Source organism: Streptomyces sp. JW3, from assembly GCF_052216785.1.
Classification (GTDB): Bacteria; Actinomycetota; Actinomycetes; order Streptomycetales; family Streptomycetaceae; genus Streptomyces.
Window position 1 is genome coordinate 1 of record NZ_JBQOUX010000068.1, and the last position, 22,557, is coordinate 22,557.

18 protein-coding genes and 1 pseudogene are annotated in these 22,557 nt (G+C 69.5%); 13 read left to right on the top strand and 6 right to left on the bottom strand.

The window, feature by feature from the left end; genetic code table 11:
- Nucleotides 1–296: 296 nt before the first annotated feature.
- Together ACTT8P_RS24955 and ACTT8P_RS24960 are read left to right on the top strand one after the other, a co-directional pair.
- A complete protein-coding gene (locus ACTT8P_RS24955) occupies nt 297–563 on the top strand; it encodes a hypothetical protein (protein ID WP_442833973.1) in 267 nt (88 codons plus the stop codon).
- Nucleotides 560–1,006 carry a hypothetical protein gene (locus ACTT8P_RS24960; protein WP_442833974.1) on the top strand — a complete coding sequence of 149 codons (447 nt, stop codon included), beginning with the start codon at nt 560–562 and terminating at the stop codon, nt 1,004–1,006. The genes ACTT8P_RS24955 and ACTT8P_RS24960 overlap by 4 nt, the downstream gene beginning before the upstream one ends.
- Before the next feature lie 455 nt (nt 1,007–1,461).
- Here ACTT8P_RS24960 and ACTT8P_RS24965 read toward each other — a convergent pair whose 3' ends face one another.
- Nucleotides 1,462–3,285, bottom strand: coding sequence for a ribonuclease HI (locus tag ACTT8P_RS24965; RefSeq protein WP_442833975.1), 1,824 nt, complete (start codon nt 3,283–3,285; stop codon nt 1,462–1,464).
- A gap of 125 nt (nt 3,286–3,410) precedes the next feature.
- Nucleotides 3,411–4,025 (bottom strand): hypothetical protein, encoded by a 615-nt coding sequence (locus ACTT8P_RS24970; protein WP_442833976.1) that lies wholly within the window; start codon nt 4,023–4,025, stop codon nt 3,411–3,413.
- Nucleotides 4,026–4,266: 241 nt separating this feature from the next.
- Between ACTT8P_RS24970 and ACTT8P_RS24975 the strand changes: the two genes are divergently transcribed.
- The 5 genes from ACTT8P_RS24975 to ACTT8P_RS24995 all read left to right on the top strand — a co-directional run bounded on the left by ACTT8P_RS24975 (nt 4,267) and on the right by ACTT8P_RS24995 (nt 13,868).
- A complete protein-coding gene (locus tag ACTT8P_RS24975; protein ID WP_442833977.1) occupies nt 4,267–6,489 on the top strand; it encodes an N-6 DNA methylase in 2,223 nt (740 codons plus the stop codon).
- A 90-nt stretch (nt 6,490–6,579) separates the two neighbouring features.
- Nucleotides 6,580–8,589, top strand: coding sequence for a type I restriction-modification system subunit M (locus tag ACTT8P_RS24980; protein ID WP_442833978.1), 2,010 nt, complete (start codon nt 6,580–6,582; stop codon nt 8,587–8,589).
- A complete protein-coding gene (locus tag ACTT8P_RS24985) occupies nt 8,586–9,911 on the top strand; it encodes a restriction endonuclease subunit S (protein ID WP_442833979.1) in 1,326 nt (441 codons plus the stop codon). The genes ACTT8P_RS24980 and ACTT8P_RS24985 overlap by 4 nt, the downstream gene beginning before the upstream one ends.
- A gap of 2 nt (nt 9,912–9,913) precedes the next feature.
- Nucleotides 9,914–13,111, top strand: coding sequence for a type I restriction endonuclease subunit R (locus ACTT8P_RS24990; RefSeq protein ID WP_442833980.1), 3,198 nt, complete (start codon nt 9,914–9,916; stop codon nt 13,109–13,111).
- Nucleotides 13,112–13,199: 88 nt separating this feature from the next.
- Nucleotides 13,200–13,868 carry a hypothetical protein gene (locus ACTT8P_RS24995; protein ID WP_442833981.1) on the top strand — a complete coding sequence of 223 codons (669 nt, stop codon included), beginning with the start codon at nt 13,200–13,202 and terminating at the stop codon, nt 13,866–13,868.
- Here ACTT8P_RS24995 and ACTT8P_RS25000 read toward each other — a convergent pair whose 3' ends face one another.
- Nucleotides 13,869–14,132 (bottom strand): GntR family transcriptional regulator, encoded by a 264-nt coding sequence (locus ACTT8P_RS25000; RefSeq protein WP_442833982.1) that lies wholly within the window; start codon nt 14,130–14,132, stop codon nt 13,869–13,871.
- Between the two features lie 158 nt (nt 14,133–14,290).
- Between ACTT8P_RS25000 and ACTT8P_RS25005 the strand changes: the two genes are divergently transcribed.
- Together ACTT8P_RS25005 and ACTT8P_RS25010 are read left to right on the top strand one after the other, a co-directional pair.
- Nucleotides 14,291–14,614: a hypothetical protein gene (locus tag ACTT8P_RS25005; protein WP_442833983.1), complete on the top strand. Its 324-nt coding sequence runs from the start codon at nt 14,291–14,293 to the stop codon at nt 14,612–14,614.
- Complete coding sequence (locus ACTT8P_RS25010) at nt 14,611–14,874, top strand: hypothetical protein (protein ID WP_442833984.1); 264 nt, start codon at nt 14,611–14,613, stop codon at nt 14,872–14,874. Before ACTT8P_RS25005 ends, ACTT8P_RS25010 begins: the two co-directional genes overlap by 4 nt.
- A 398-nt stretch (nt 14,875–15,272) precedes the next feature.
- Here ACTT8P_RS25010 and ACTT8P_RS25015 read toward each other — a convergent pair whose 3' ends face one another.
- Together ACTT8P_RS25015 and ACTT8P_RS25020 are read right to left on the bottom strand one after the other, a co-directional pair.
- On the bottom strand, nt 15,273–17,153 hold the full coding sequence (locus ACTT8P_RS25015; protein ID WP_442833985.1) for an ATP-binding cassette domain-containing protein: 1,881 nt from the start codon (nt 17,151–17,153) through the stop codon (nt 15,273–15,275).
- Between the two features lie 76 nt (nt 17,154–17,229).
- Nucleotides 17,230–18,159: an asparagine synthase-related protein gene (locus ACTT8P_RS25020; RefSeq protein ID WP_442833986.1), complete on the bottom strand. Its 930-nt coding sequence runs from the start codon at nt 18,157–18,159 to the stop codon at nt 17,230–17,232.
- Nucleotides 18,160–18,407: 248 nt separating this feature from the next.
- On the opposite strand from ACTT8P_RS25020, the gene ACTT8P_RS25025 reads away from it, so the two are divergent.
- Complete coding sequence (locus ACTT8P_RS25025) at nt 18,408–18,791, top strand: hypothetical protein (RefSeq protein ID WP_442833987.1); 384 nt, start codon at nt 18,408–18,410, stop codon at nt 18,789–18,791.
- An 81-nt stretch (nt 18,792–18,872) separates the two neighbouring features.
- Here the strand turns inward: ACTT8P_RS25025 and ACTT8P_RS25030 are convergent, their stop codons facing one another.
- Nucleotides 18,873–19,145: a GntR family transcriptional regulator gene (locus ACTT8P_RS25030; RefSeq protein ID WP_442833988.1), complete on the bottom strand. Its 273-nt coding sequence runs from the start codon at nt 19,143–19,145 to the stop codon at nt 18,873–18,875.
- 497 nt (nt 19,146–19,642) lie between these two features.
- On the opposite strand from ACTT8P_RS25030, the gene ACTT8P_RS25035 reads away from it, so the two are divergent.
- The 3 genes and pseudogenes from ACTT8P_RS25035 (at nt 19,643) to ACTT8P_RS25045 (ending at nt 22,361) form a co-directional block, all read left to right on the top strand.
- Nucleotides 19,643–19,906 (top strand): hypothetical protein, encoded by a 264-nt coding sequence (locus ACTT8P_RS25035; protein WP_442833989.1) that lies wholly within the window; start codon nt 19,643–19,645, stop codon nt 19,904–19,906.
- A 183-nt stretch (nt 19,907–20,089) separates the two neighbouring features.
- Nucleotides 20,090–21,676 carry a serine/threonine-protein kinase gene (locus ACTT8P_RS25040; RefSeq protein ID WP_442834003.1) on the top strand — a complete coding sequence of 529 codons (1,587 nt, stop codon included), beginning with the start codon at nt 20,090–20,092 and terminating at the stop codon, nt 21,674–21,676.
- Nucleotides 21,677–21,794: 118 nt separating this feature from the next.
- Nucleotides 21,795–22,361: pseudogene (locus ACTT8P_RS25045) on the top strand (Uma2 family endonuclease).
- The last annotated feature ends 196 nt before the right edge of the window (nt 22,362–22,557 follow it).

A 22,557-nucleotide genomic window follows, 5' to 3' on the forward strand; every position in this document is an offset into this window, starting at 1 on the left:
CACAACTCATCTGGCACCAGACGCTCAACGATCCCCACGACGCCAGACTATCGAACAGGCCAAATGAGACGACGTCTTAAAGCGGGTGTCGCAGGTTCGAATCCTGCCGGGGGCACAATGCGTTACCGCTCTGACCTGGGATTTATCCCCAAGGGAGGGCTCCTACTCGGCCTCGGGCTCCTCGCCCGGGGCCGTTTTGCGTGAGCGGACGGAGAGTTGATCTCCCGAATATTTCTCAAAGGATCTGCATCATCGGGCACGGCCTCCGAGCCGGGCGAACATGGCATACTTGAAGTATGGCAACCCGGAAGATCACCATTACCGTGCCGGAAGAGCTGGTGGAATCGATCAAGGAGCGCGTCGACGCACGCGGAGTGTCCGGCTATATCGCGGCCGCCGCCGCTCATCAGGACGCCATGGACCGACTGCGCGAGCTGGCCGGGCGCATCGAGGAAGAGCACGGCGCCGTGACGGACGACGAGCAGCAGGCAGCGCTGGACCGCATCGCCGCCATTGACGGCTGGCATGACGAGCAGCGATCGCATTCGGACGAGGCCGCGTGAGCCGCACCGCCCGGGCGAGGCTGCATCGGCCGCGACAGCGCGTCTTCGTGTTCGACTCCGAGGCTCTCTCCAAGGCGGTCCAGGGCGATCGGGAGGTGGCAGCGCTGATCAAGACGGCTCCACGGCTCGACATCCCGATCGTCACCTCGGCGCTCACGACCTTGGAGGCATGGGACCCGCGCGAAGCGTCGAAACAGGCACTGTGGAACTGGACGCTGTCCCGGATCCGCGTCGTGCACACGGACGACCAGGTGATCGCCATGGCGCGCGACATGCTGAAGACAGCCGGCCTGCATGGGCACAAGTACGCCATCGACGGAATTCTGGCGGCCGTGGCCGGGCAGGAAGCCGCGCAGGGAGCTGAGGCAACCGTCTTCACCTCCGACACCGACGACATGAATCAGCTCCTCGCCGGACACTCCGTGCGAGTCGAGAAGGTCTGACGAGACGCCGCCCGCACTTCACTCCGACGACTCGCCGGCTCCCCCGACTGCCCGCTGGCCGTACACCGACAGGCGCTCTGGCATTCCTCAAGATCAGTACCATCCGGCACAGCTTCGGCCGAGGTCTTCCACATCGTCGGGCTCGGACACCATCGGACTGGTACGGAGTCGACGTGGGCTCCCGCGACTGTTCCTCGCTGAACTTCGCATCGGACCAAGTTGACAGTCGCTGCGACTGATCAGCTCGGCGCGGCGGACACGCAGTCCGGCCGGGGCGCAGATGAGGGCGATTCGGTGGGCTTCGGCCAAGGGGCCGAGCTCGGGTGGGAGCTCGACCACGCCGGAGAGGAGCGGCGCCAGCCACACGACTGTCGGCGCCTGCACCTCCGGCTCCTCCGGCGAGGCGGCCGGGGCGGGTGGGAGGTGGCCGGCCTGTCCGTGGACCATGCGGGCGGTCAGGATAGCCGCCTCCCAGACACGCGTGCTCTCCAGGCGTACTGATGGCGTCCCGCGCCGCCGCTCACCCCTCGGTGCGGCGCCACGCCCCGGAGAGGGCCATGTCCCTCAGCTGCGGAATGCCGAGTGCCGGCTAGAGAGCGCAGCGTTCGCGCCACCTCCTTGCAGGCAGCAGGGGCGGAGACGCGGCCGGTGGCGCGCCGCAGGGTGAGACCGGCGAGGGCGTCGGCTGTCTCGTTGAGGTCGTGTCCGATATGGCCCTTGAGCCAGCGGACCTGGAGACGTTCGCGATGGGACAGCAAGCGGTCCAGGAGATCTCGGCCCTCGGGGAAGAGGACGGTGCGATGGGCAGCCGCCGGATCGGCGCTCGCCAGGGCCAGGTTCACCGCGTCGACGGCCTCGGTGCTGTCGCACAGGACCACCACGGGTACTTCCGGGTGGCGGCCCAGGAGGTCGAGGGCCGCCTGGCAGATACCGATGGCCTCGGCCTCGCCGCTGCACGAGGCCATGGAGTCGCCGTATCCGGCTGTCCCGTCCTCGGCGGCCCAGCCGTAGCCGCACAGTGCGGATTCGTCACCGACCGCGGCGTCGGCGACGGCCACTGCGGCGGCGCGGCCGGAGAAGTCGTCGAGGATGGCGTAACGCTCCTTGTATCCAGGGGCAAGACCTTCTGAACCGTCACCGTCACCGTCGCCCTCGCTGTCCCTGTCCCTGTCCCTGTCCCTGTCCCTGTCCCTGTCGCCGTCATCGTTCTGCGACGTGTCGGCGGACGCGTTCTCGGCGAGGAGGGTGGCGAGGGCTCGGTGGCACCGCGGACAGTCATCGGCCCGTGCGTCGCAGACCGTCCGATGCTCGGCGGACAGTCGGCAGGCCCTCTGCCACAACCCGGGTTCATCGGCGGCGAAGCGTATGAGTGTTGCGGCGCGGCACTGTGCGATGAGTGTCGCGAGCGGATCAACGGCCGCACGGTCCCGGATCCGGTCATGGAGATCGGCGATCAGGTGTTTGGCCTCGCGGGCGCGGGCAGCGAGGACGGCGGCGTCCTGGTAGGCGTCGTCGAGCGCGTCGAGCACCACACGGCGGGCGGTCGGAGGACAGGCGAGCACCTGGCGTTCGGCCTGTGCGATGGCGTAACGGCCCCAGGCCAGTGCGGTACGGGCATGCCGGCCCCAGCGTTCGACCACCGCGTCGTGGGCAAGGTGCGGATTCTCCCCTTCCCGGGCGTCCTTCAGGAGAGCCTGGACGAACGCTTCGTCGTGACACTCCAGCAGTTCGCGGACGGCGCCCGGCGGTTCGGGGGCCACCGAACCCCATGCCCGAGCCGTCAGAGCGAGGTCGTTGTCCAGCGCCCGTACATCGGTGGTCGGGAGGGTGTGCCCACCGGCGGTCGGCGACCCGCGGCTGAGGAGTTCCTGCCGCAGGGCCCGGTCGTACGCTTCCGGGTCCGCGGCGCGCGCCACGCGCAGCTCGAGTGGTTCCAGCGGAGGCCTGGGGCGGTCGGCGACGCGGCGCGCACGCTGCTCCTTGCACAGGGCGTCCGCCTCGGACCGGGCCCGGCGCACCCTGCGTGCGTGCTCGCGCAGCGGCCGCAGCCGGTGGGGCGCCGGCAGTCCTGAGAGCTCGGCGCGCCTGATGTCCCCACGGGCGAGGACGTCGGCGTGGGCCAGAGCGATGGCGATGGGCCCGACGAGCGAGGGGTGGGCCAGTGCCTCGGTGGTCTCCGGGGAGGCCATGCCGTTCATACGTGCGAGGACGGCTTCCTGCAGGGCGGTGAAGTCTCCGGTGAAGCGGTGGACCAGCTCTGTGTGCGCGGCGATCGTCACGGTGACCTTCCAAGTCACGTGCAGGGCGATGGGTGTGGGCGGCCGGGGTGCTGGGTCTGACCGGAACGAGGAGCGGATGTGGGCGCTGCCGCCCGGCACCCCCGCGGCGGGTTCCGTCGAACGGATCAGTAGTTGCCGTTGCTCAGGATGTCGCCGGCGGCGTTGTACACGGTGACGAGGCCGTTCTCGCTGTCGTTCCCCCGGTCGGCCTGGAAGTCGGCGAACGCCGAGGCGAGCAGCTTGGCCTTGCCCGCGTCCGCGCTGATCAGGTCCCCGGTGTAGTCCGTGTGGATCTCGGCCGTGTCCAGGATGTCGTTGTTCTCGTCGGCGCCCTGGACCTTGGTGACGTGCGTCGCGGCCTCCTGCGTCGCCGCCGTCTCGTGCTTCTTCACGTACGCCTTGAAGGCGTCGACGGTGGACTGCCGGGGCGCGGCGGCCGCGGCGGAGGGGGAGGACGTGGAGGACTCCGTGCCGGACGAGGCCGACGCGGCGCCGGTCCCGGAACCGGCCGCGGAGTCGTCCGAGCCGGACCCCGCCACGGACGCGATGCCACCGATCACCATCACGGCCAGGACACCGAGGCAGCCCAGCTTGGCGACGGACCGCTTCTTCAGCGGCACGGGCGGCTGCGGGTATCCGAGCTGCTGCGGCGGAAAGCCGGCCTGCTGAGGCTGTCCCGGCTGCTGCGGAAATCCAGGCTGCTGCTGAAAGCCGGGCGGTGGCGGGGGCTGAGTGGTCATTCGGGTTCCTTCTGCTGCGCGTGCGGTGAGCGACGAGTGGCAGCAGGCAGAGCGTCCTGCGCCACGCTTCCACTCGGAAGCAAAACCAGATAAACACAACACTGAAAGCATCGTAAAACGGGATGACAAACTTGACGGCCGCTGTATCGTGTTAGCCATCCCCTGCCCGACTGGCCCGAGAGGTGCGGAACCCCACGCCATGCCCCAGCAGCCACCAGCCCACCCGGCGCCATCGGCGCACGTGACGGCCGCCGAGATCTCCCGCATCGCGGGGGTCACGCGCGCCACCGTCAGCAACTGGCGTCGCCGCCATGACGACTTCCCGGCTCCCAGCGCGGGCACGGAGGCCAGTCCGCTCTATGACCTGCCGGCCGTCCAGGCGTGGTTGCGGGGACGCGGCCACACCTCCGCCGCCTCGCCGGTCGAGGAACTGCGTACCGCGCTACGGCTGCTGGGACCCGGCTCGGGAGTGACCGCGCGGCTGTTCCCGCTGGTGGCCGCCGTGTCCCGCCGCACGCCGGAGGAGCTGACCGAACTCGCCGCCACGTCCGACGACCAGCTGATCACCCGGGCGGAGAAGACCGCGGCCGAGCTCCCGGCCGTCGTGCCCGAGGCCGAGCCGGTCCGTTACGGTCCCAACGACGCGGGCGCGGTCCGGGCACTGCTGGAGTGCGTGCGCGAGGCAGGGGCGCAGGCCGCCGCCGACGTCCTCGCCGAACGGGAACTGGACGAGGGCGCCGCCAGCGGCGTCTACCAGACCCCGGAGGGTCTGGCCCGGCTCATGGCACGGCTCCTGCCCGCCGGCGCGTCCCGCGTCCTCGACCCCGCCTGCGGCAGCGGCACGCTCCTGGCCGCCGCCGCCCGGCAGGGCGCGCGGGAGCTGTTCGGGCAGGACTCGCTTGCCGTCCAGGGCCGGCGCACCGCGGTCCGGCTGCTGATCGCCGCTCCCGAGGCCGAGACGGTGATCCGCGTCGGCGACAGCCTGCGCGCCGACGCCTTCCCCGACCTCACCGTGGACGCCGTCCTGTGCAACCCGCCGTTCGCCGACCGCGACTGGGGTCACGACGAACTGGCCTACGACCCGAGGTGGGCCTACGGACTCCCGCCCCGCTTCGAGTCCGAACTGGCCTGGGTGCAGCACGCCCTCGCCCACCTGGAGCCCGGCGGTCACGCCGTCATGCTGCTGCCGCCCGCGCTGGCCTTCCGCTCCTCCGGCCGCCGCGTCCGCGCGGAACTCATCCGCGGCGGGGCCCTGCGCGCGGTCGTCTCGCTCCCGTCGCGTGCCGCGTATCCGCTCCACATCGGCCTGCAGATCTGGGTGTTCCAGCGTCCCGAGCCGGGCGGCACGGACCGTACGGCGGTGCTGTTCGTCGACGGGGAGGGCGAGCACCGGGACGGCGCCACGGGCACGCCGTCCGCCACCGGTACGGCGACGGCGGGCGCCGGCTCCCGCGGCGACTCGCGCTCCCGCCGGTCCGGCTCTTCCGCCTCCACTCCCATTTCTTCTTCGGCCTCAGCCGCCGCCTTCGACTGGGAGTGGCTGTCGGAGCGGGTCCTCAGCCAGTGGGCCGCGTTCACCACCGCCCCCGACACCTACGCCGACGAGCCCGGCGTCGCCCGCGCGGTGCCGCTCGTCGACCTCCTCGACGACGTCGTCGACGTCACCCCGGCCCGCCATGTACGGGCGACCGCGGCCGACATCGACCCGGCAACCCTGGCCGGGCGCGTCCACGACCTGCATGAGCAACTGGCCCAGCAGGTCGCCGCATTGGGAGCAGCCTCCGCCTCCGGTGGGTGGCAGCCTGCCGGGGACTCGGCCCGCGTGTGGCGTACGGCGACCGTCTCCGACCTGGCACGCGGCGGCGCCCTGACCGTGCTGCGGGCGGCGACGCCCGGCACCCGCGGCTCCAAGGGCTCCGCCGCCCCCGCCGTCGACCGGCCGGTCCTCACCGCCCAGGACGTCTCCACCGGCAACCCCCCGTCCGGCGGGGCCGGCGACCTCCACGCCGACGCCGCGCAGCCCGTCGCCGCCGGGGACGTCCTCGTCCGCGCCGTCGCGAACGGCGGCAACGAGTCCGCGATGACCCGGGTCGCGGACGACCGGGACGCCGGAGCCCTGCTCGGCCAGCACATCCACCTCCTGCGCCCCGACCCGGCCCGCCTCGACCCGTGGTTCCTGGCCGGGTTCCTCGGCGCCGACGACAACATCGCCTCCGCGTCCACCGGCTCCACCCTCGTGCACGTCACACCGGGGCGCCTGCGCGTACCGCTGCTGCCACTGGAGGAACAGCGACGCTACGGGGAAGCGTTCCGCCGCGTGCACGAGCTGCGCGCGGCCGTCCGCCGTACCGCCGACCTCGCCGCCGACACGGCGGCCACCCTGACGACCGGCCTCACGGCCGGGGTACTGCTGCCACCGGGCAGCCTTGATGCGTCGGGCGCCCAGGACAGCCGTTCCGTCTGAAACGCCCCACGCGTCCCACCGCACACGACCACACTGGATCCCTGTCGTCCTCCGCCCGGACGGCGCTCTTCGGAAGGAAGCCGGGACCTCTTGAACAGCAGCAAACACACGGAGCTGGCGAACCACGCCTGGTCCGTCGCCGATCTCCTGCGCGGTGACTACAAGCAATCCGACTACGGCAAGGTCATCCTGCCGTTCACCGTGCTGCGCCGCCTGGAGTGCGTCCTTGAGCCGACGCGCGAGAAGGTCGTTGAGACCGTCGCCAGGTTCGCGGGCCAGGACATCGACACCGGCCACTTCCTGCGCAGGGCATCGGGCCACTCCTTCTACAACAAGAGCGACCTCACACTGAAGAAGATCGCGGCCGACCCGCAGAACGCGGCGAAGAACCTGCAGATCTACGTCGGCGCCTTCTCCGACAACGCCCGCGAGGTCCTCGACAAGTACGAGTTCAACCAGCAGGTCAGGAAGCTCGACAGCGCGAACCTCCTCTACCAGGTCATCGGCAAGTTCACCGACCTCGACCTGCACCCCGACGTCGTGCCCAACCACAACATGGGCTACATCTTCGAGGAGCTGATCCGCCGCTTCGCCGAGCAGTCGAACGAGACCGCGGGTGAGCACTTCACCCCGCGCGAGGTCATCAAGCTGATGGTCAGCCTGCTGGTCGCACCGGATGCGGACGCCCTCACCGTGCCGGGTGTCGTCCGCACCGTCATGGACCCGGCCTGCGGCACGGGCGGCATGCTCAGCGCCGCCGACGAGCACATCAAGGGCTACAACCGGGACGCGACGGTCGAGGTGTACGGGCAGGAACTCAACCCCGAGTCCTGGGCGATCTGCCGGTCCGACCTCATGATCAAGGGCCAGGACCCGGAGAACATCCGCTTCGGCAACTCCTTCTCCGACGACGGCCACGCCCGCCGCAAGTTCGACTACATCCTGGCCAACCCGCCGTTCGGCGTTGAGTGGAAGAAGGTCAAGGACGAGGTCGAGTACGAGCACAAGTCGCTCGGCGACGCCGGCCGCTTCGGCGCGGGCCTGCCGCGCATCAACGACGGCTCACTGCTCTTCCTCCAGCACATGGTCTCGAAGATGAAGCCGGTCGACGTCAACGGCGGGGGCGGCTCCCGCATCGCCGTCGTCTTCAACGGCTCCCCGCTGTTCACGGGAGCGGCCGAGTCGGGCGAGTCCAACATCCGCCGCTGGATCCTGGAGAACGACTGGCTGGAGGCGATCGTCGCCCTTCCCGACCAGCTCTTCTACAACACGGGGATCTCGACGTACTTCTGGATTCTGACGAACCGCAAGGACAAGGATCACAAGGGCAAGGTCGTGCTGCTGGACGCACGCGACCAGTGGGTGAAGATGCGCAAGTCACTGGGCGACAAGCGCAAGGAGCTCGGCGACGGGACGAACGGGCGCCCGGACCACATCGGGGACATCACGCGGCTGTACGCGGAGGCGCTTCAGGTCGCGGGCGATCCGGAGCACCCGCTGCACGGCAAGGTGAAGGTCCTCTCCAACGAGGACTTCGGCTACCAGCGCATCACGGTGGAGCGGCCGTTGAAGCTGCGCTTCGAGGTGACGGAGGAAACGCTGGCGGCGCTGGAGGAGTCCAAGCCGATCCAGAGGCTGCCGAATGTTTCGGTTTTCTTCGACGCCATCGATTCGATGCAGGTTCGATCCTGGGCCACCAAGTCTGAAGCGTGGCTGGCGCTCAAGGACGCGGTGGTTCAGGCCGGGTTGACCTGGCCGACAGGCGCGCCGTTCAACAAGGCGCTGCGGGACGCGATCGGCGTACGGGACCCGGAGGGCGAGGTCCAGATGGTGAAGGGCAAGCCGGAGCCGGACCCGGACCTGCGGGACTTCGAGAACGTTCCGCTCGGCGAGGACGTCGAGGAGTACCTGAAGCGCGAGGTGCTGCCACACGTGCCGGACGCGTGGATCGACCACACGAAGACGAAGATCGGCTACGAGATCCCGTTCACGCGGCACTTCTACGTGTACAAGCCGCCGAGGCCGCTGGCGGAGATCGACGCGGAGTTGAAGTCGCTGGAGGCGGAAATTCAGGCGCTGTTGGGTGAGGTGACGGAATGACCACGGTGCTGGGCGTGTCCCTTCCTAATTCTTGGTCTGCCGCTCCGCTGAAGTACGTGACATCAATGCTGAATCGCGGGTCTGCTCCCGACTATGTGGATGCCGGACCCGTACGAGCCATCAGCCAGGCCTCGAACCAAGCCAGCGGTCTCGACTGGTCGCGCACTCGCTTCCATAATTTCAACGGAAACCCAAAGAATCTCAAGGGCCACCTGCACCCAAATGACGTGCTCATCAACTCCACAGGCACAGGCACTCTAGGCCGCATCGGATATTTTACCGCTCCGGCCGACGGGCTCCCATGCATGGCAGACAGTCACATTACGATCGCACGGGCAGAGCCCGACGAATTGGATGCCCGCTTCTCCTATTACTGGCTCAGTTCACGGCCATTCCAGGAGTACGTGCATGCGGCCCTCGTGGTCGGAGCAACAAATCAGATTGAACTTAACCGGGACCGGCTCGGTGACGCACCAGTCCCCCTCCCCCCACTGGAAAAACAGCGCCACATCGCCGACTTCCTCGACGCCGAGACCGCCCGCATCGATGCTCTCGTCAGCAGAAGGAAGATTCAACAAAAACTCCTCGTGGACCGCAGGGCGGCACTGAAGACTGAATGTGTAACATATTCCGGGACCGGAAAGGTCCACCATCCTCTATTGGGTGACATCCACCCAAATTGGCAGATTCTACCCCTCCGGCGAATTCTGCCAGCCATCAACGTGGGCGTTGTCATCAACCCGTCGCACTTTTTCACGGAATCTGGCGTTCCCTTCATTCACGGATTCAATGTGCGTGAGGGGTTCATTAGCTCCGACGGCATGAAGTTCATGAGCAGCGAGAGTAACGATCTGCACAAGCGATCGAAAGTCTACGTTGGAGATGTCCTCGTTGTGCGCGCCGGAGCCACTGCCGGACGGGCCGCCAAGGTGAGCGAAGGGTTCGGTGGGGCTAACTGTGCTTCAGTTTTGATTCTCAGGAAAAGCGAGGCGTTGGACGCGACATACTTGGAAACGTTCATTAACTCTGCCACCGGAAAGGGGCAGGTGTCTTTCTCTCAATACGGTGCAGCTCAGGAAGTGATCAGTGCAGGACAGGTTTCTTCCTTCTTCATCGCCCTTCCCTCAGTTAGCGAGCAGGTCGCGAGAGTGGCCAGACTCTCAGCAGCCACTGCTGAGACAGCTACTCTCGAGTCGGGACTCACACGCCAAGTCGCTCTCTTGTCTGAACGCCGCCAAGCCCTGATCACCGCCGCCGTAACCGGCCAGATCGACGTATCCACCGCCAGCGGGCGCAACGTAACGGACGGAGTGACCGCGTAGCCATGAGCCCCATCCACACAGAGTCCGCCTTCGGTGACGCCATCGTTGCCGCCATGGTGGAGCGCGGCTGGCGCGAGGCGCGCTCGCAGGACTACCAGGCCGATCTCGGTCTGGACACCAACGAACTCTTCACCTTCATCGGGGCGACCCAGCCCGACGAGTGGGACGAACTCCTCACCGTCTACGGCGGCGACCCGAACGAGGCACAGCGCGGGTTCGCCACTCGCCTGGACCAGGCCATCGCCACCAACGGGCTCCTCGATGTCCTCCGCAACGGCGTCAAGGACCGGGGTGTACTCCTCCGCGTCGCGTACTTCAAGCCGAACCTCGTCGCCCACGACTCCGTACTGGACGGCTACCGGGCCAACCGTCTCACCGTCGTCCGGGAACTCCGCTACGCGACGAAGCAGGCCGACTGGGGCAACGAACTCGACCTCACCCTCTTCCTCAACGGTATCCCCGTCGCCACCGCCGAGTTGAAGAACCCGCTGACCAGGCAGGGAGTGGAGCGAGCCAAAAAGCAATACCGCACCGACCGCGACCCCACCGAGCTGATCTTCACGCGCCGCGTCGTCGCAAACTTCGCCGTCGACCCGGACCTGGTCTTCGTCGCCACCCAGCTCAAGGGCAAGAACACCCACTTCCTCCCCCTCAACACCGGCTCCAACGGCCCCGGTCAGCCGGGCGGCGCCGGCAACCCGGCCCCCACCGCCTACGGCACGTACGCGACCTCCTACCTCTGGGAGCAGGTCTGGCAGCCGGACAACTGGCTGGACCTGCTCCAGCGGTTCGTTCACCTGCACAAGAGCAAGACGCCCGGCGGCGGCACGACGAAGACGATGATCTTCCCCAGGTTCCACCAGTGGGACGTGGTCAAGAAGCTCACCGCGCACGCCGCCACGCACGGCGCCGGGCACGACTACCTGGTCATGGCGTCGGCCGGCTCTGGCAAGTCGAACACCATCGGCTGGCTCGCGCACCGCCTCAGCGACCTGCACACCCCCACCGACTCCCGCGAACTCGACCCCGAGGCCGTCGTCAAGGGGCTCAAGCCGGGCGTTCCCGTCTTCGACAAGGTCATCGTCATCACCGACCGCCGGAACCTGGACGCGCAGCTCCGGGAAACGGTCGGCAGTTTCGAGCAGACCGCGGGCCTCGTCGTGAAGATCGACGAGAAGCACGGGGCGAAGGGCGAGCAGCTCGCCAAGGCCCTCTCCCGCGACACCGGCAAGATCGTCACCGTCACCCTGCACTCGTTCCCGGCGCTGCTCGACTACCTCCAACGCAACCCCACCGAAATCCAGGGCAGCCACTTCGCGATCATCGTGGACGAGGCGCACTCGTCGCAGTCCGGCGACGCCGCCACCGCCGTACGGTCCGCCCTGCGCGACCTCGGCCTGGACTCCGACTCGGACGACGCGGGCACGACCACGGTCAAGGCCGAGGACACCACCCTCGACGAGCAGCTCAAGAAGCGGGCCGAGCAGCGTTCCCGCGCCGCGAACCTCTCCTACTTCGCCTTCACCGCCACGCCGAAGGCCAAGACCCTCGAACTCTTCGGCACCCTCCAGGACATCGACGGCAAGGCGGCCTACCGGCCCTTCCACACGTACTCCATGCGGCAGGCGATCGAGGAAGGCTTCATCCTCGACCCGCTGCGCAACTACGTCACGTACAAAACGTACTGGAAGCTGGTGAACCAGAACCCCGACGAGCGGGAGGTCGACCCGTCGAAGGCGAACAGCCTGCTCGCCCGGTACGCGCTGACCCATGACTCGACGGTCGCCCAGCACGCCCAGGTGATCGTGGAGCACTTCGTGGCGCACAGCCGGGGCCGTCTCGGCGGGCGGGCCAAGTCGATGGTGGTGACGGCCTCGCGGCAGTCCGCCGTGCAGATGGCGCGCGCGATCAAGAGCTACATCAAGGACCGGGACTACGACACCAAGTACCCCGACCTCGGTGTCCTCGTCGCCTTCTCCGGCTCGCTCACCGTCGACGGCGAGGAGACCACCGAGCCGAAGGAGAACGGCGGACTGTCGGAGAGCGCGCTGCCGAAGGCGTTCGCGTACACGCGCGCCGACGACAAGGCCGCCCGAGCCGGCGGTCCGGGCCAGCGGGAGTACAAGATCCTGGTCGTGGCGGAGAAGTACCAGACCGGCTTCGACCAGCCGCTCCTCACGACCATGTACGTCAACAAGACGCTGACCGGCATCTCCGCCGTCCAGACCCTGTCCCGGCTGAACCGCACCGCCGAGCGCAAGACCCAGGCCGACCTGGCGGTCCTGGACTTCGTCAATGACGCCGAGGACATACAGGAGTCCTTCCGCCCGTACTTCGAGGAGGCGAACACCCTCCCCTCCGACCCCAACCTGCTCTACACCGCGCAGAGCCGGGTCATGCAGGCGGCGATCCTGTCCGGGCAGGAGATGGACGAGTTCGCCGCGGCGTACTTCGCCGCCAAGGAGAAGGCGGCGGGCTCGCAGTCCAAGTGGGAGAAGCTGCACGCCGAGCTGTACCGGCTGCTCTCCCCCGCCGTCGCCCGCTTCACCGCGCTGCAGGACAGCGCCGACGAGGACGACCAGGAGACGGCGGAGGGGTTCCGCGCCGACCTCAACGACTACGTCAGGAAGTACGGCTTCCTCGCGCAGATCGTCCCCTACCGGGACGCCGAGCTGGAACGGCTGCACCTCTACGGCCGCTACCTCCTCAACCGGCTGCCGCGCCGCGCGGACGGCGGCGTGGACATCGGCGAGGTCGACCTCAGCCACATGCGGGTGGAGAAGACCGGCGAGTACGACGTCTCCCTCACCCCCGAGGGGCCGGCGACGATGCCGGGCTTCGGCGACGGCTCGGGCGGCGCGAAGGAAGCGGAGAAGTCGCTGCTCTCCGAGCTGATCGAAAAGTTCAACGAACGGTTCGGCACCGAGTTCACCGAGCAGGACGTCATCCGCCCGTTCGAGGAGGCCAAGGCCGACCCGAAGGTGCGGGCGGCGGCCGTCGTCAACGACGAGGAGAACTTCGGCCTCGTCTTCGACAACGTCTTCGCGGACAAGATGGCCGACCACATCGACACCATCGCGGGCATGGGCCGCCAGTACTTCGGCCCCGACAAGGGCTTCAAGTCCAGCCTGGACCGCAGCGCCCGCAAGGCGGCCTGGCGGATGATCCGCCGCGAGGAGGGGTTGGACGACGACGTCTGATGCGTGCGCCCCGGTCGGACATGCCGGCCGGGGCGTCCGGAAGTACAGGTTGCCCTCGTCGTGAGGTGCGACAAATGGGGAGGGGTAAATGAACAACGCAGTGGACGAGTCCGGAGGATCTCGGCTCCAGAAGGCCGTCGAGACGATCGCCATGACACCGGCGGCAGCCGGGAAGGTCGTGGACGGTTACCGGACGGCCTTCGAGGACAAGAACGAGCGGAAGCCCGAGAGCCTGGAGGACAAGCGCCGGATCGCGGCCAAGATCATAGGCCGGTACTCCAAGATGTCGGCAGCCGCTGGGGCCGCCACCGCCGTCCCCAGCGTGATCCCGGGGGTCGGAACGGCGGTCGCCATCCTGGGCGGTAGCGCCACCGACGTCGCCATGGCGCTCAAGCTCCAGGTCGACATGTGCATGTGCCTGGTCGAGGTGTTCGAGACGGAGCTGAGCACCGAGGACAAGAAACATCTCGCCTTCACCCTCGCCCTGGCGGGTTCAGCGGAACAGCTGGCGTCGAAGGGCGGCAAGGCGGCGGTAACGAAGATCGCCGAGAAGCTGGTCTACCAGTATCTCTCAGGGCCCGCCCTGGTCACGATCAAGGAGTTGTTCAAGAAGGTCTCCATCACCTTCACCCAGAAGGCGATGGCCAAGGCGATCCCGGCCGGCGTGGGTGTCGCCTTCAGCAGCTCGACCAACTACGTGCTGACGAGGGTGGTGGGCAGGGTTGCCGTTGCCGTCCTGGCCAAAGACGTGAACTAGCTATGCGGTGGGGGCGGGGGTTTCAGGGGAGGGCGGCAGGGGATCCGCGACGAAAGTGCCCAGCCCGACCTCGCCCCGCGTCCACCCCTGCTCCCTGACATGCCGCATCGCCTTCGCCGCTGTCGCATTCACCACGCCGAACTCCTGGGCGATCTCCAGAGTGGAGGGCACGCGGCTTCCCGGCGGATACGTGCCGTTCTTGATGCGCTGGATGATCTCCGCTGCGATCTGCCGCCACAGGGGGCGTGTGCGGTCAAGCTCCATGACCCCAGCGTGGGTGACCACGGCATTCCGTGCATCCGTGGTTATCTGCGGTTATCTGCGGTTATCCACGCTATTCTAGGTCCGCAACGCAAAGCGGCCCCGACGGGAAGCGGCTACTTCCCTACCGGAGCCTCAGCCGACTGATTGGGAGTCGACCTATGCGCAGCCTACTGGCCGCGATCCTGACCCTCTTCCTGCCCGCCAGCGGTACCCACCGCTCCACAGCACCCCCACCACCACGGCCCCTCACCCCCTGTCCGCCCGCCCCGAAGTCCGCAGCCGTGATCACGTGTCCGCACCCGGCGGACGTCATCACCGCCGACCGCATGCCCCTGGTCCGGCCGTACGTCGTCGAATGGGAACGCGAGCGCGATGAACATGACCGGCGCCGCCTTCAGCGCGACCGGCGCCGGGCGGCGGTCCTGGCGACGCTGGGGCAGGACTACGTTCCGGTTTCGGTGCCGTGGGAGGTCGCCGCATGAGCGGGAGTACGTCGCGGCTGCGCAGTCTCGGCATCGACCCGGTCACCGGCAAGGAGGCACTGGCGGTCACCCGCCCCGGAGGCCTGCTCGCGGAGCTGGCCGACGCGCACGCGCTGAAGGCCGCCACTGTCCTGGTGACGGTCGTCGGCGCGGTGCTGGAGGTGGGGAAGGCGACGGACACCGAACTCGCCGCCTTCGTGACGCCGTTGCACGCCGCGCTCGAAGAATGCGTCGGCATCCTGGCAGCGGACAGGGAGTGACAACGGCGTAGAGATACGCCCCCTTGCGGCCGGTGGCGCCCGGAGGGTTCGTGCTGGGCGCCACCGGCCCACGTCCGCCGCTGTTCCTTGACCTCAGATCCGTATCCGGTCGTCACCCGCCTCGCCCACGTGGCACTCGGCTGCTGCCCGCCTCACTCCCGGATGACCGCGACGCACCGCCCACGGCCGAGCGGCAGCAAGCCGCCGCGAGGAGGCCCTGAACCACGATGCGGGAGGAGATCCTGACCAGCGAGGGCTGCGGCCAGGCGGCCTGACCGGGGCCTCGACGCGGGCGCATCCTGAGCAGGCGGTACGAAGGCGGCCCCGGTCGCCGCCCCACGGGGGAAGGGCGGCGACCGGGGCCGACGACTTCACGTCAGCGGGCTGACCAGCAGTGTTCACCGGTCTTGCGCGAGTTTGTACAGCTCGGCGAACAACCCGGCCGCATCCAGCAGGGACTCGAACGTCCCCGTCTCCACGATCCGGCCGCCGTCGAGGACGACGATCCGGTCCGCGATCCGGGCGTTGTCGAGGTTGTGGGTCACGAACACGGCGGCCTTGCCCACGGCGAGTCCCTTGAACCGGCGGATCACCAGATGCTCGGCCCGCGGGTCCATCGCGGATGTCGGCTCGTCCAGCATCAGCATGGCGGCGTCCCTGTAGAACGCGCGCGCGACCGCGATCCGCTGCCACTGCCCGCCCGACAGATCGGTGCCGCCCCAGTTCGAGCCGGCGACCAGCGTGTCCAGCCCGTACGGGGCCTTGTCGATGACGCTGTCCGCGCCCGCCGCGCGGGCCGCTTCCAGCAGGAGGGCGTCGTCACTGGTGAGGGGCTGGCCGAGGTGGATGTTGGCGCGCAGGTCCATGGGCCAGCGGGTGTAGTCCTGCGGCACGAGCCCGACCTTCGACCACACCCCGGCCGGGTCGGCCTCGGCGAGGTCGGTCCCGTCCCAGGCCACAGTGCCGGTGGTGGGCAGGTAGAGGCCGGTGAGGAGGCGGGAGAGGGTGGTCTTGCCGGAGCCGTTCTCGCCGACCAGGGCGATCAGTTCGCCCTGGCGCAGGGTGAGGCTGACGCCGTCGACCGCCGGGGTGTCGGCGCCCGGGTATGCGTACGTGATGTCCTTCGCCTCGATCACGCGCGGGGCGCCGGCCGTGATCGCCTTGGTGCCGCGAACGGCGCGCAGGGTCTTCGCGTGGCGCAGGAAGGACTGCCAGTCCTCCAGGTAGAGGCTGGTGCGGAAGGTGCGGGCGGCGGCCATCACCAGCGATGTCAGCGCCCCGGTGGAGGTCCGTACGGCGACGACGGCGGTCGCTGCGACGGCGAGGTCCATCCGACCGGTCGCGGCGAGCCACCCGAGCGCCGCCCAAGTGGCGGCGAGCATGAGCCCGCTGGCGGCGGAGCCGACCAGGGTCACGCGCAGCACGCGGGGGGCCGCCTGACGGTGGGTGGTCTTGATCCGATCGGTGATCTCCCGGTACCAGGTGGTGAGGAAGCCGGACATGGTGGCGGCGCGGACCTCGGCGGCGGTACGGCGGTCGGTGGAGTAGTACCGCAGCAGGTAGCGCAGATGGTTGTCGGAGATGTTCTGGAAGTCCGCCCGGTGCCGGATGCGCGCGGTGGTCACCGCGGCGGCGCCCTTGGGCACCACCGCCAGCAACAGAAGCGGCAGCAGCAGCGGGTGCAGCACCGTCAGCACAGAGGCGGCGGCGACGAGCTGGGCGAGCGCGGAGACCATGGCCTGCGCGTCGCGGATCAGGTCCTCAGTCGCCTCCGCGCCCTTGCCGGCGGCCTGGAGGCGGTCGGTGAACCCGGGCCGGTCGTACGCCTCCAGCTCGACCTGCGGGGTTGCGGCGAGAATCTGCAGGTCGGCCTCGGTGGCGACCTCCGGGGCCAGGCGGGCGGCGGCGTACACGGCGAGTGCATCGGCTCCGGCCCGCACGGCGGTGGCCACGGCGGCGACGACGAGCGCAGGCGTCGCGGCGCTCACCCGCGCGGCGACGTCCCCGCCGCCGAAGAGGTGGTTCATCGCGCCCGGGATGGCGGCCAGGGCGACGGCGGCGGAGACGGCGACGACGAGCTGGGTAAGGCCCAGCCAGATCATGGCCGGGCGGTCGGCGGCCCAGCCGAGGCGTACGGCGGCGGCGAGGGTGCGCGGGAGGCGGGAGGCCATCCGCCACCAGGTCGCAGTGGCGATGTCCTCGGCGTGCGGGTCGGACTGGTAGCCGACCTGCTGGGCCGGTGCGGCGGGGGGTTTCGGGGCGGGTGAGGAGTCGGTCACCCGCCCCATCCTCGCGGGGCCGGCGGGGCGCGAGGGGCCGATTGCGCCGAAGTCGCCCAGCCGGTGGAGAAGGCGTCTACAGCGCCCGCAGGGCCAGCTCGACGGCGGTGATCAGATACAGGCCCGTACGGTACGGCGCCGCGTCCTCGGGCGACAGGGCGGCCCGCTCGACGGCCTCCGCGAGCACCGCGGCGTCAACGAAACCCTGCTCGACGAGGTGGAGCTCCTTGCCCCAGCCGCGCAGCAGCCCGGTCGCGTGGCGGTGGACGGCGGTGTTCATCAGATGGCCGAAGTTCTCCCGCAGCGGCGGGTTCACCACGTCCTCGGGCAGGCCGCGGGCGGCGAGCCGCCGGTGCAGCAGATGCTTGTCCGTCTTCCACATGGTCGGCAGGCGGTGCCCGAAGCGGACCATGTCCGCGTCGGTGAACGGCGCGACCGTCCACAGCCCGCGCCGGGCCATCAACGGGGTGGCGACCTCCAGGGCGATCAGCGCGGTCTCCGGCGCCACGGTCGCCGGGGAGATCCCCGTGTCCACCTCACCCAGCAGGTCCCGCACCCGCTCGCCGCACCAGGACGACGCGACGGGCGTCCGGGCGGGTGTGCCGGCGGTGCGACGGGTGCGGGCGACCTCGTCGCCGCCGAACCCGGCCGCCACCGTGTGGACGCCGCGGGCGCGCAGGGCCTGGGCGAGCGCGTCGGCGGCCTCCAGGTGCGGCTCGTCCAGCGGGCTGACCGCCCCTGCCCGGGAGCGTCGCAGGCCGCCCGGGGACAGCGCCAGATGGTCGCCGGCCCGCACGGTGACATCGGCGGCGAAGCCGGTCCGCTCGATGACCGCCCGGCGCCGCGCCTCCTGCTGAGGCCCGGCCTCGCCACCGATGAGCATCGCGCACGGCGTGATCGCCCCCGGATGCGCGAGGGCGAGGGAGATGGCGAGGTTGGTGGAGTCCATACCCCCGGACAGCTGGGCCGCCGTCTGCTCCGGGGCGACGGGCCGCTTGGCGAACACGTGGTCGGTCAGGGCCCCGAAGGCGCCGACGAGTTCCGCCTCACCGACCTGGTCGGCGAGGTCGGAGGGCTGGGCGTGCTCGGCCGCTGCCGGGTAGAGCAGGCGCAGGCCCTCGGCGTCCGCGTACGCGGTGGAGCGCTCGGAGAGCCACCCACGCCCACGCGCTCGCCAAGACCGGTCAGACCCGCCATGCTCTCGCCGACGTCCAGCTCGCCGAGACCGCGCTGGCGGCCAGGGCCGGGGACGAGGTGCCGTTCTGGGCGCTGGTGTGGGGCCCACCGGCGGCCACCGTCCACTCCCGTACGGCGAAGGTCTTCGAGACCCTCGGCGATCGCCCCAACGCCGCACAACGGTACGCGACCGCGGCGGCGAGCAGGCCTGGGGCGACGTACGCGCGGATCATCGCCCTCGATCTGGTCGCCCAGGCCGAGCAGCAGGCCAAGCAGGGCAGTATCGAGCAGGCGTGCGGCACCTGGGGGCGCGCGATCGACACCATGGCCGGGGTGAAGTCCACGCGGACCCTCAAGGCCGTCCGCTCCCTGCGCTCCGACCTTCGCCCTTACCGGGCTCGCGGCGTACGGGTCGCGGCCGAGCTCGACGAGCGTGCTCGCGTCTTCCTCGCCCACGCCTGAGTCGAGGAACATCGGTACAGCGATTACTGACTTCGGCCTGTCAGGGGGAGGTTGGATCGTCGAGAATCAGGCCGGTTCCGACTACGCGGAGGGAGCGGGGGTTTCAGGGAAGGGCGGAAGGGGATCGGCCACGAACGAGCCTCGTGCGCGCACGGTCACCACCAGCCCCCGGTCCCGAAGGATGTTCAGAGCACGGCGGACGGTACCCGGACCGACTTTGTAGTCGTGCGTCATCGTCAGCTCTCCCGGCAGCCGGGTGCCGGGCGCGTACTCACCGGAACGGATCTTCCGCTCAATGATCGCGGCCAACTGCTCATACACGTACTGCGGCGAGTCAGGGCTGATCGTGTCCACGTTTTGACCGTAGAGCGCCACTCTCTACTACGCATTACCTAGCACCACTACCAACTACTACCAACTACTACCCACTACTGCCGTTGCAGCGGTAGGGTTCAGAGGGAACAAAGACGCCCCGGCGGGAAGGTTCAGAGCTTCCCGCCGGGGCTGAGCCGACTGACAAGGAGTCGACCCATGCGCAGCCTACTGGCCGCGATTCTGACCCTCTTCCTGCCCGCCCGCGGTACCCACCGCTCCACAGCACCCCCACCACCACGGCCCCTCATCCCCTGTCCACCCGCTCCACAACCCTCGCCCCTGAGCACGCGTCCGCACCCGGCGGACGTCATCACCGCCGACCGCATGCCCCTGGTCCGGCCGTACGTCGCCGAATGGGAACGCGAGCGCGATGAACATGACCGGCGCCGCCTACAGCGCGACCGGCGCCGGGCGGCGGTCCTGGCGACGCTGGGGCAGGACCACGTTCCGGTTTCGGTGCCGTGGGAGGTCGCCGCATGAGCAGGAGTACGTCGCGGCTGCGCAGTCTCGGCCTGGACCCGGACACCGGCAAGGAGGCCCTGGCGGTCACCCGCCCCGGCGGCCTGCTTGAGGAGCTGGCCGACGCGCACGCGCTGAAGGCCGCCACTGTCCTGGTCACGGTCGTCGGCGCGGTGCTGGAGGTGGGGAAGGCGACGGACGCCGAGCTCGCCGCCTTCGTGACGCCGTTGCACGCCGCGCTCGAAGAATGCGTCGGCATCCTGGCAGCGGACAGGGAGTGACAAGGGCGTAGAGGCAATCCGACCGCAGGGCCGGTGGTGCCGTGGGTGCCCCGGGGTTCTCCTGGGCACCCACCATGCACCGACCGCAGGTCCATGTCGCACCCCGAACTCTGGACGGCATCCTGACGCACCGGCCACACTTGACCCCTGACCGTGACTGTTCACACGCACACCGGGGGCAAGGTGCCGCAGGAGGCGATCTCCGACCGTTACGAACTCCTGGAGGAGCTCAGCCACGGCGGCATGGGTGACGTGTGGCGCGGTTACGACGCCGTGCTCGACCGGCCCGTCGCCGTGAAGCTCATCCGGCAGGCGTCGGTCACCTCCCCGCAGTTGGCCGAGGAGTTCGCCAAGCGCTTCCGTCGCGAGGCCCGCATCACCGCGCGCATCCAGCACCCCGGTGTGCCGCAGGTGTACGACGCGGTGCTCGACGCGTCGTACGAGCGGCTGTTCCTGGTGATGGAGCTGGTCGACGGCGTACCGCTGTCCGCCTACCTCGACCCCGGCCGGCCGCTGCCGGTCAGCTGGGCCGTCGCCGTCGCCGCGCAGGTCGCGACCGTGCTGTCGTACGCGCACGATGTGCCGGTGATCCACCGGGACCTCAAACCTGGCAACATCCTCGTCGCCCGCGACGGCACCGTGAAGGTCCTCGACTTCGGTATCGCGGCGATGCTGCGGACCGACGTCACCAAGCTGACCGCCACCGGCAGCCCCATCGGCACCCACCAGTACATGTCGCCCGAGCAGGTCCGCGGGGGACGTATCACCCCGCAGACGGACCTGTACGCGCTCGGCTGTGTACTGCACGAACTCCTCAGCGGGCGGCTCGTGTTCGAGGCGGAGAGCGAGTACCTGCTGATGTACCAGCACGTCAACGCTGCCCCCGCCCCGCTGCGACAGCTGCGGCCCGACGTTCCTGAGGCGCTGGAGGAGCTGGTCCTGCATCTGCTGCGCAAGGCGCCCGAGGCGCGGCCCGCCGACACGCAGGAGGTGTACGCGCGGCTGCTGCCGTTCCTCCCGCCGCCGGGCCAGGAACCCGGCACGGCGGATACGGGGCCGGCCGGTGCGCCCGACCCGACGGGCGTGTTCCGTCGCCCGTTCGCGCCTCGCGCCCGCGCCCAGGCCCCGGCGCCCGGCGGTCCGGCGCCGACGGCCGTCCTCCCGGAAGCCCCGCCGGTGCCCGTCCCCGCCCGGCTGCGCGAGGACATCAAGGAGGCGTACGCCCACTCCGACGCCCTGCTGGAGGAGGAGCGGTTCGCGCAGGCCGTCGAGGTGCTCGGCGAGGTCGTCGAACCCGCCGCCCTCGCCCTCGGCTCCGAGAGCAGGCAGGTCCTGGCGCTGCGCCGGCAGCGGGCGGCGATCCGCCTCCTCGGCGGCGACTACCGGGCCGCCCTGCCCGAGTTCGACGCCCTCGCCGACGCCTACGCCCGTATCGCCGGGCCCACCGGCGAGCAGGCCCGCGCCTGCCGCGCCCAGGCGGCCCGCTGCCGCGCCGAGCTCGGCCAGGTCACCGACGCGCTGGCCGCGCTCCAGGATGTGCTGAACGTCGTGCGTGCCGTCGACAGCGACGTGAGCGAGGAAGCCGTGGAGCTGCGGCACAACATCGGGATGCTGCTGCTCGCCCAGGGCCGGACCGCCGAGGCGCGGCAGGTGCTCGAACCACTGCACCAGGACATGTGCATGGTGTTCGGCCCGGAGGACGAGATGACCGTCGAGATCGCCGAGGCGCTCGCCGTGATCCGCCTCGACCTCGACGGTCCGGCTTCCTGACCCGCTCCGTCCAGGCGCGGCATCGCCACAACCATGCCGCTCTGCGGCGGTCGGAAGGACGGCAGACAGTACGCTCCAGCGGGATCGGGCCTGCGGCACAGTGTCCGGGAGGTGCTTCATGACGGCCGAGATGGTGGCCCCGGCTTGGATGCATGAGCAGATCACGGCGGAGGAGTACGAGTCGTGGTCCGAGGAGCAGTGCGCCGGTATCGAGACCGTGGACGGGATGATCGTCGTGCGTCCCAGTGCCTCCAAGCGGCACAACCGGCTGGCGCGGATTCTGGCGAACTCCCTGGATGCCGCCGCGGTCCCGGAGTGGAACGCCGACACGGATCTCGACGTCCGGCTTCAGGACGTCCCGCTCACCAATCACCGCCCGGACGTCCTCGTGTACCGCGCGGACACGATCGACATCACCCCCACTCCTCCTGAGCACGTGCTGCTGGTCGTGGAGGTGGTGTCGCCGGGCTCGGAGACCACCGACCGGATCGTGAAGGTCGACCAGTACGCCAAGGCGGGCATCGGCTTCTACCGGTGGATCGAGCAGGCCGCGACAGGCGCTCCTCTCGTATACGTCTACTTCTCGACCCCCGCGGCGTAGACCTACCGGGACGGAGACGTCTTCACCGGCGTCCTCGAGGTCGCGGTCCCCTTCCCGGTGGAGGTCGACCTCGGTCAGGTCTGACCACGCACTGCTTGGCAGTCGACGATGCATGAGCGATGCGTGAGCGATGCGTGAGCGGACTGCCCGGTGTCGCCGATTTGAATCCTGCCGGGGGCACCGGCTGCGCAGCTGGTCAGAAGGGATCCTCCGGCTCCTCGTTCTTCTCGGACGGGGAGCCTCGCTCCCGCAGGCAGCAGGGCGGCAGGTGTCGTGTGGG

Coding starts and splice junctions, on each gene's coding strand:
- ACTT8P_RS25005 (WP_442833983.1), top strand. CDS start 14,291: ATGCGCAGCCTACTGGCCGCGATCCTGACCCTCTTCCTGCCCGCCAGC.
- ACTT8P_RS24955 (WP_442833973.1), top strand. CDS start 297: ATGGCAACCCGGAAGATCACCATTACCGTGCCGGAAGAGCTGGTGGAA.
- ACTT8P_RS24985 (WP_442833979.1), top strand. CDS start 8,586: ATGACCACGGTGCTGGGCGTGTCCCTTCCTAATTCTTGGTCTGCCGCT.
- ACTT8P_RS25035 (WP_442833989.1), top strand. CDS start 19,643: ATGAGCAGGAGTACGTCGCGGCTGCGCAGTCTCGGCCTGGACCCGGAC.
- ACTT8P_RS24970 (WP_442833976.1), bottom strand. CDS start 4,025: ATGACCACTCAGCCCCCGCCACCGCCCGGCTTTCAGCAGCAGCCTGGA.
- ACTT8P_RS24995 (WP_442833981.1), top strand. CDS start 13,200: ATGAACAACGCAGTGGACGAGTCCGGAGGATCTCGGCTCCAGAAGGCC.
- ACTT8P_RS25010 (WP_442833984.1), top strand. CDS start 14,611: ATGAGCGGGAGTACGTCGCGGCTGCGCAGTCTCGGCATCGACCCGGTC.
- ACTT8P_RS24990 (WP_442833980.1), top strand. CDS start 9,914: ATGAGCCCCATCCACACAGAGTCCGCCTTCGGTGACGCCATCGTTGCC.
- ACTT8P_RS25000 (WP_442833982.1), bottom strand. CDS start 14,132: ATGGAGCTTGACCGCACACGCCCCCTGTGGCGGCAGATCGCAGCGGAG.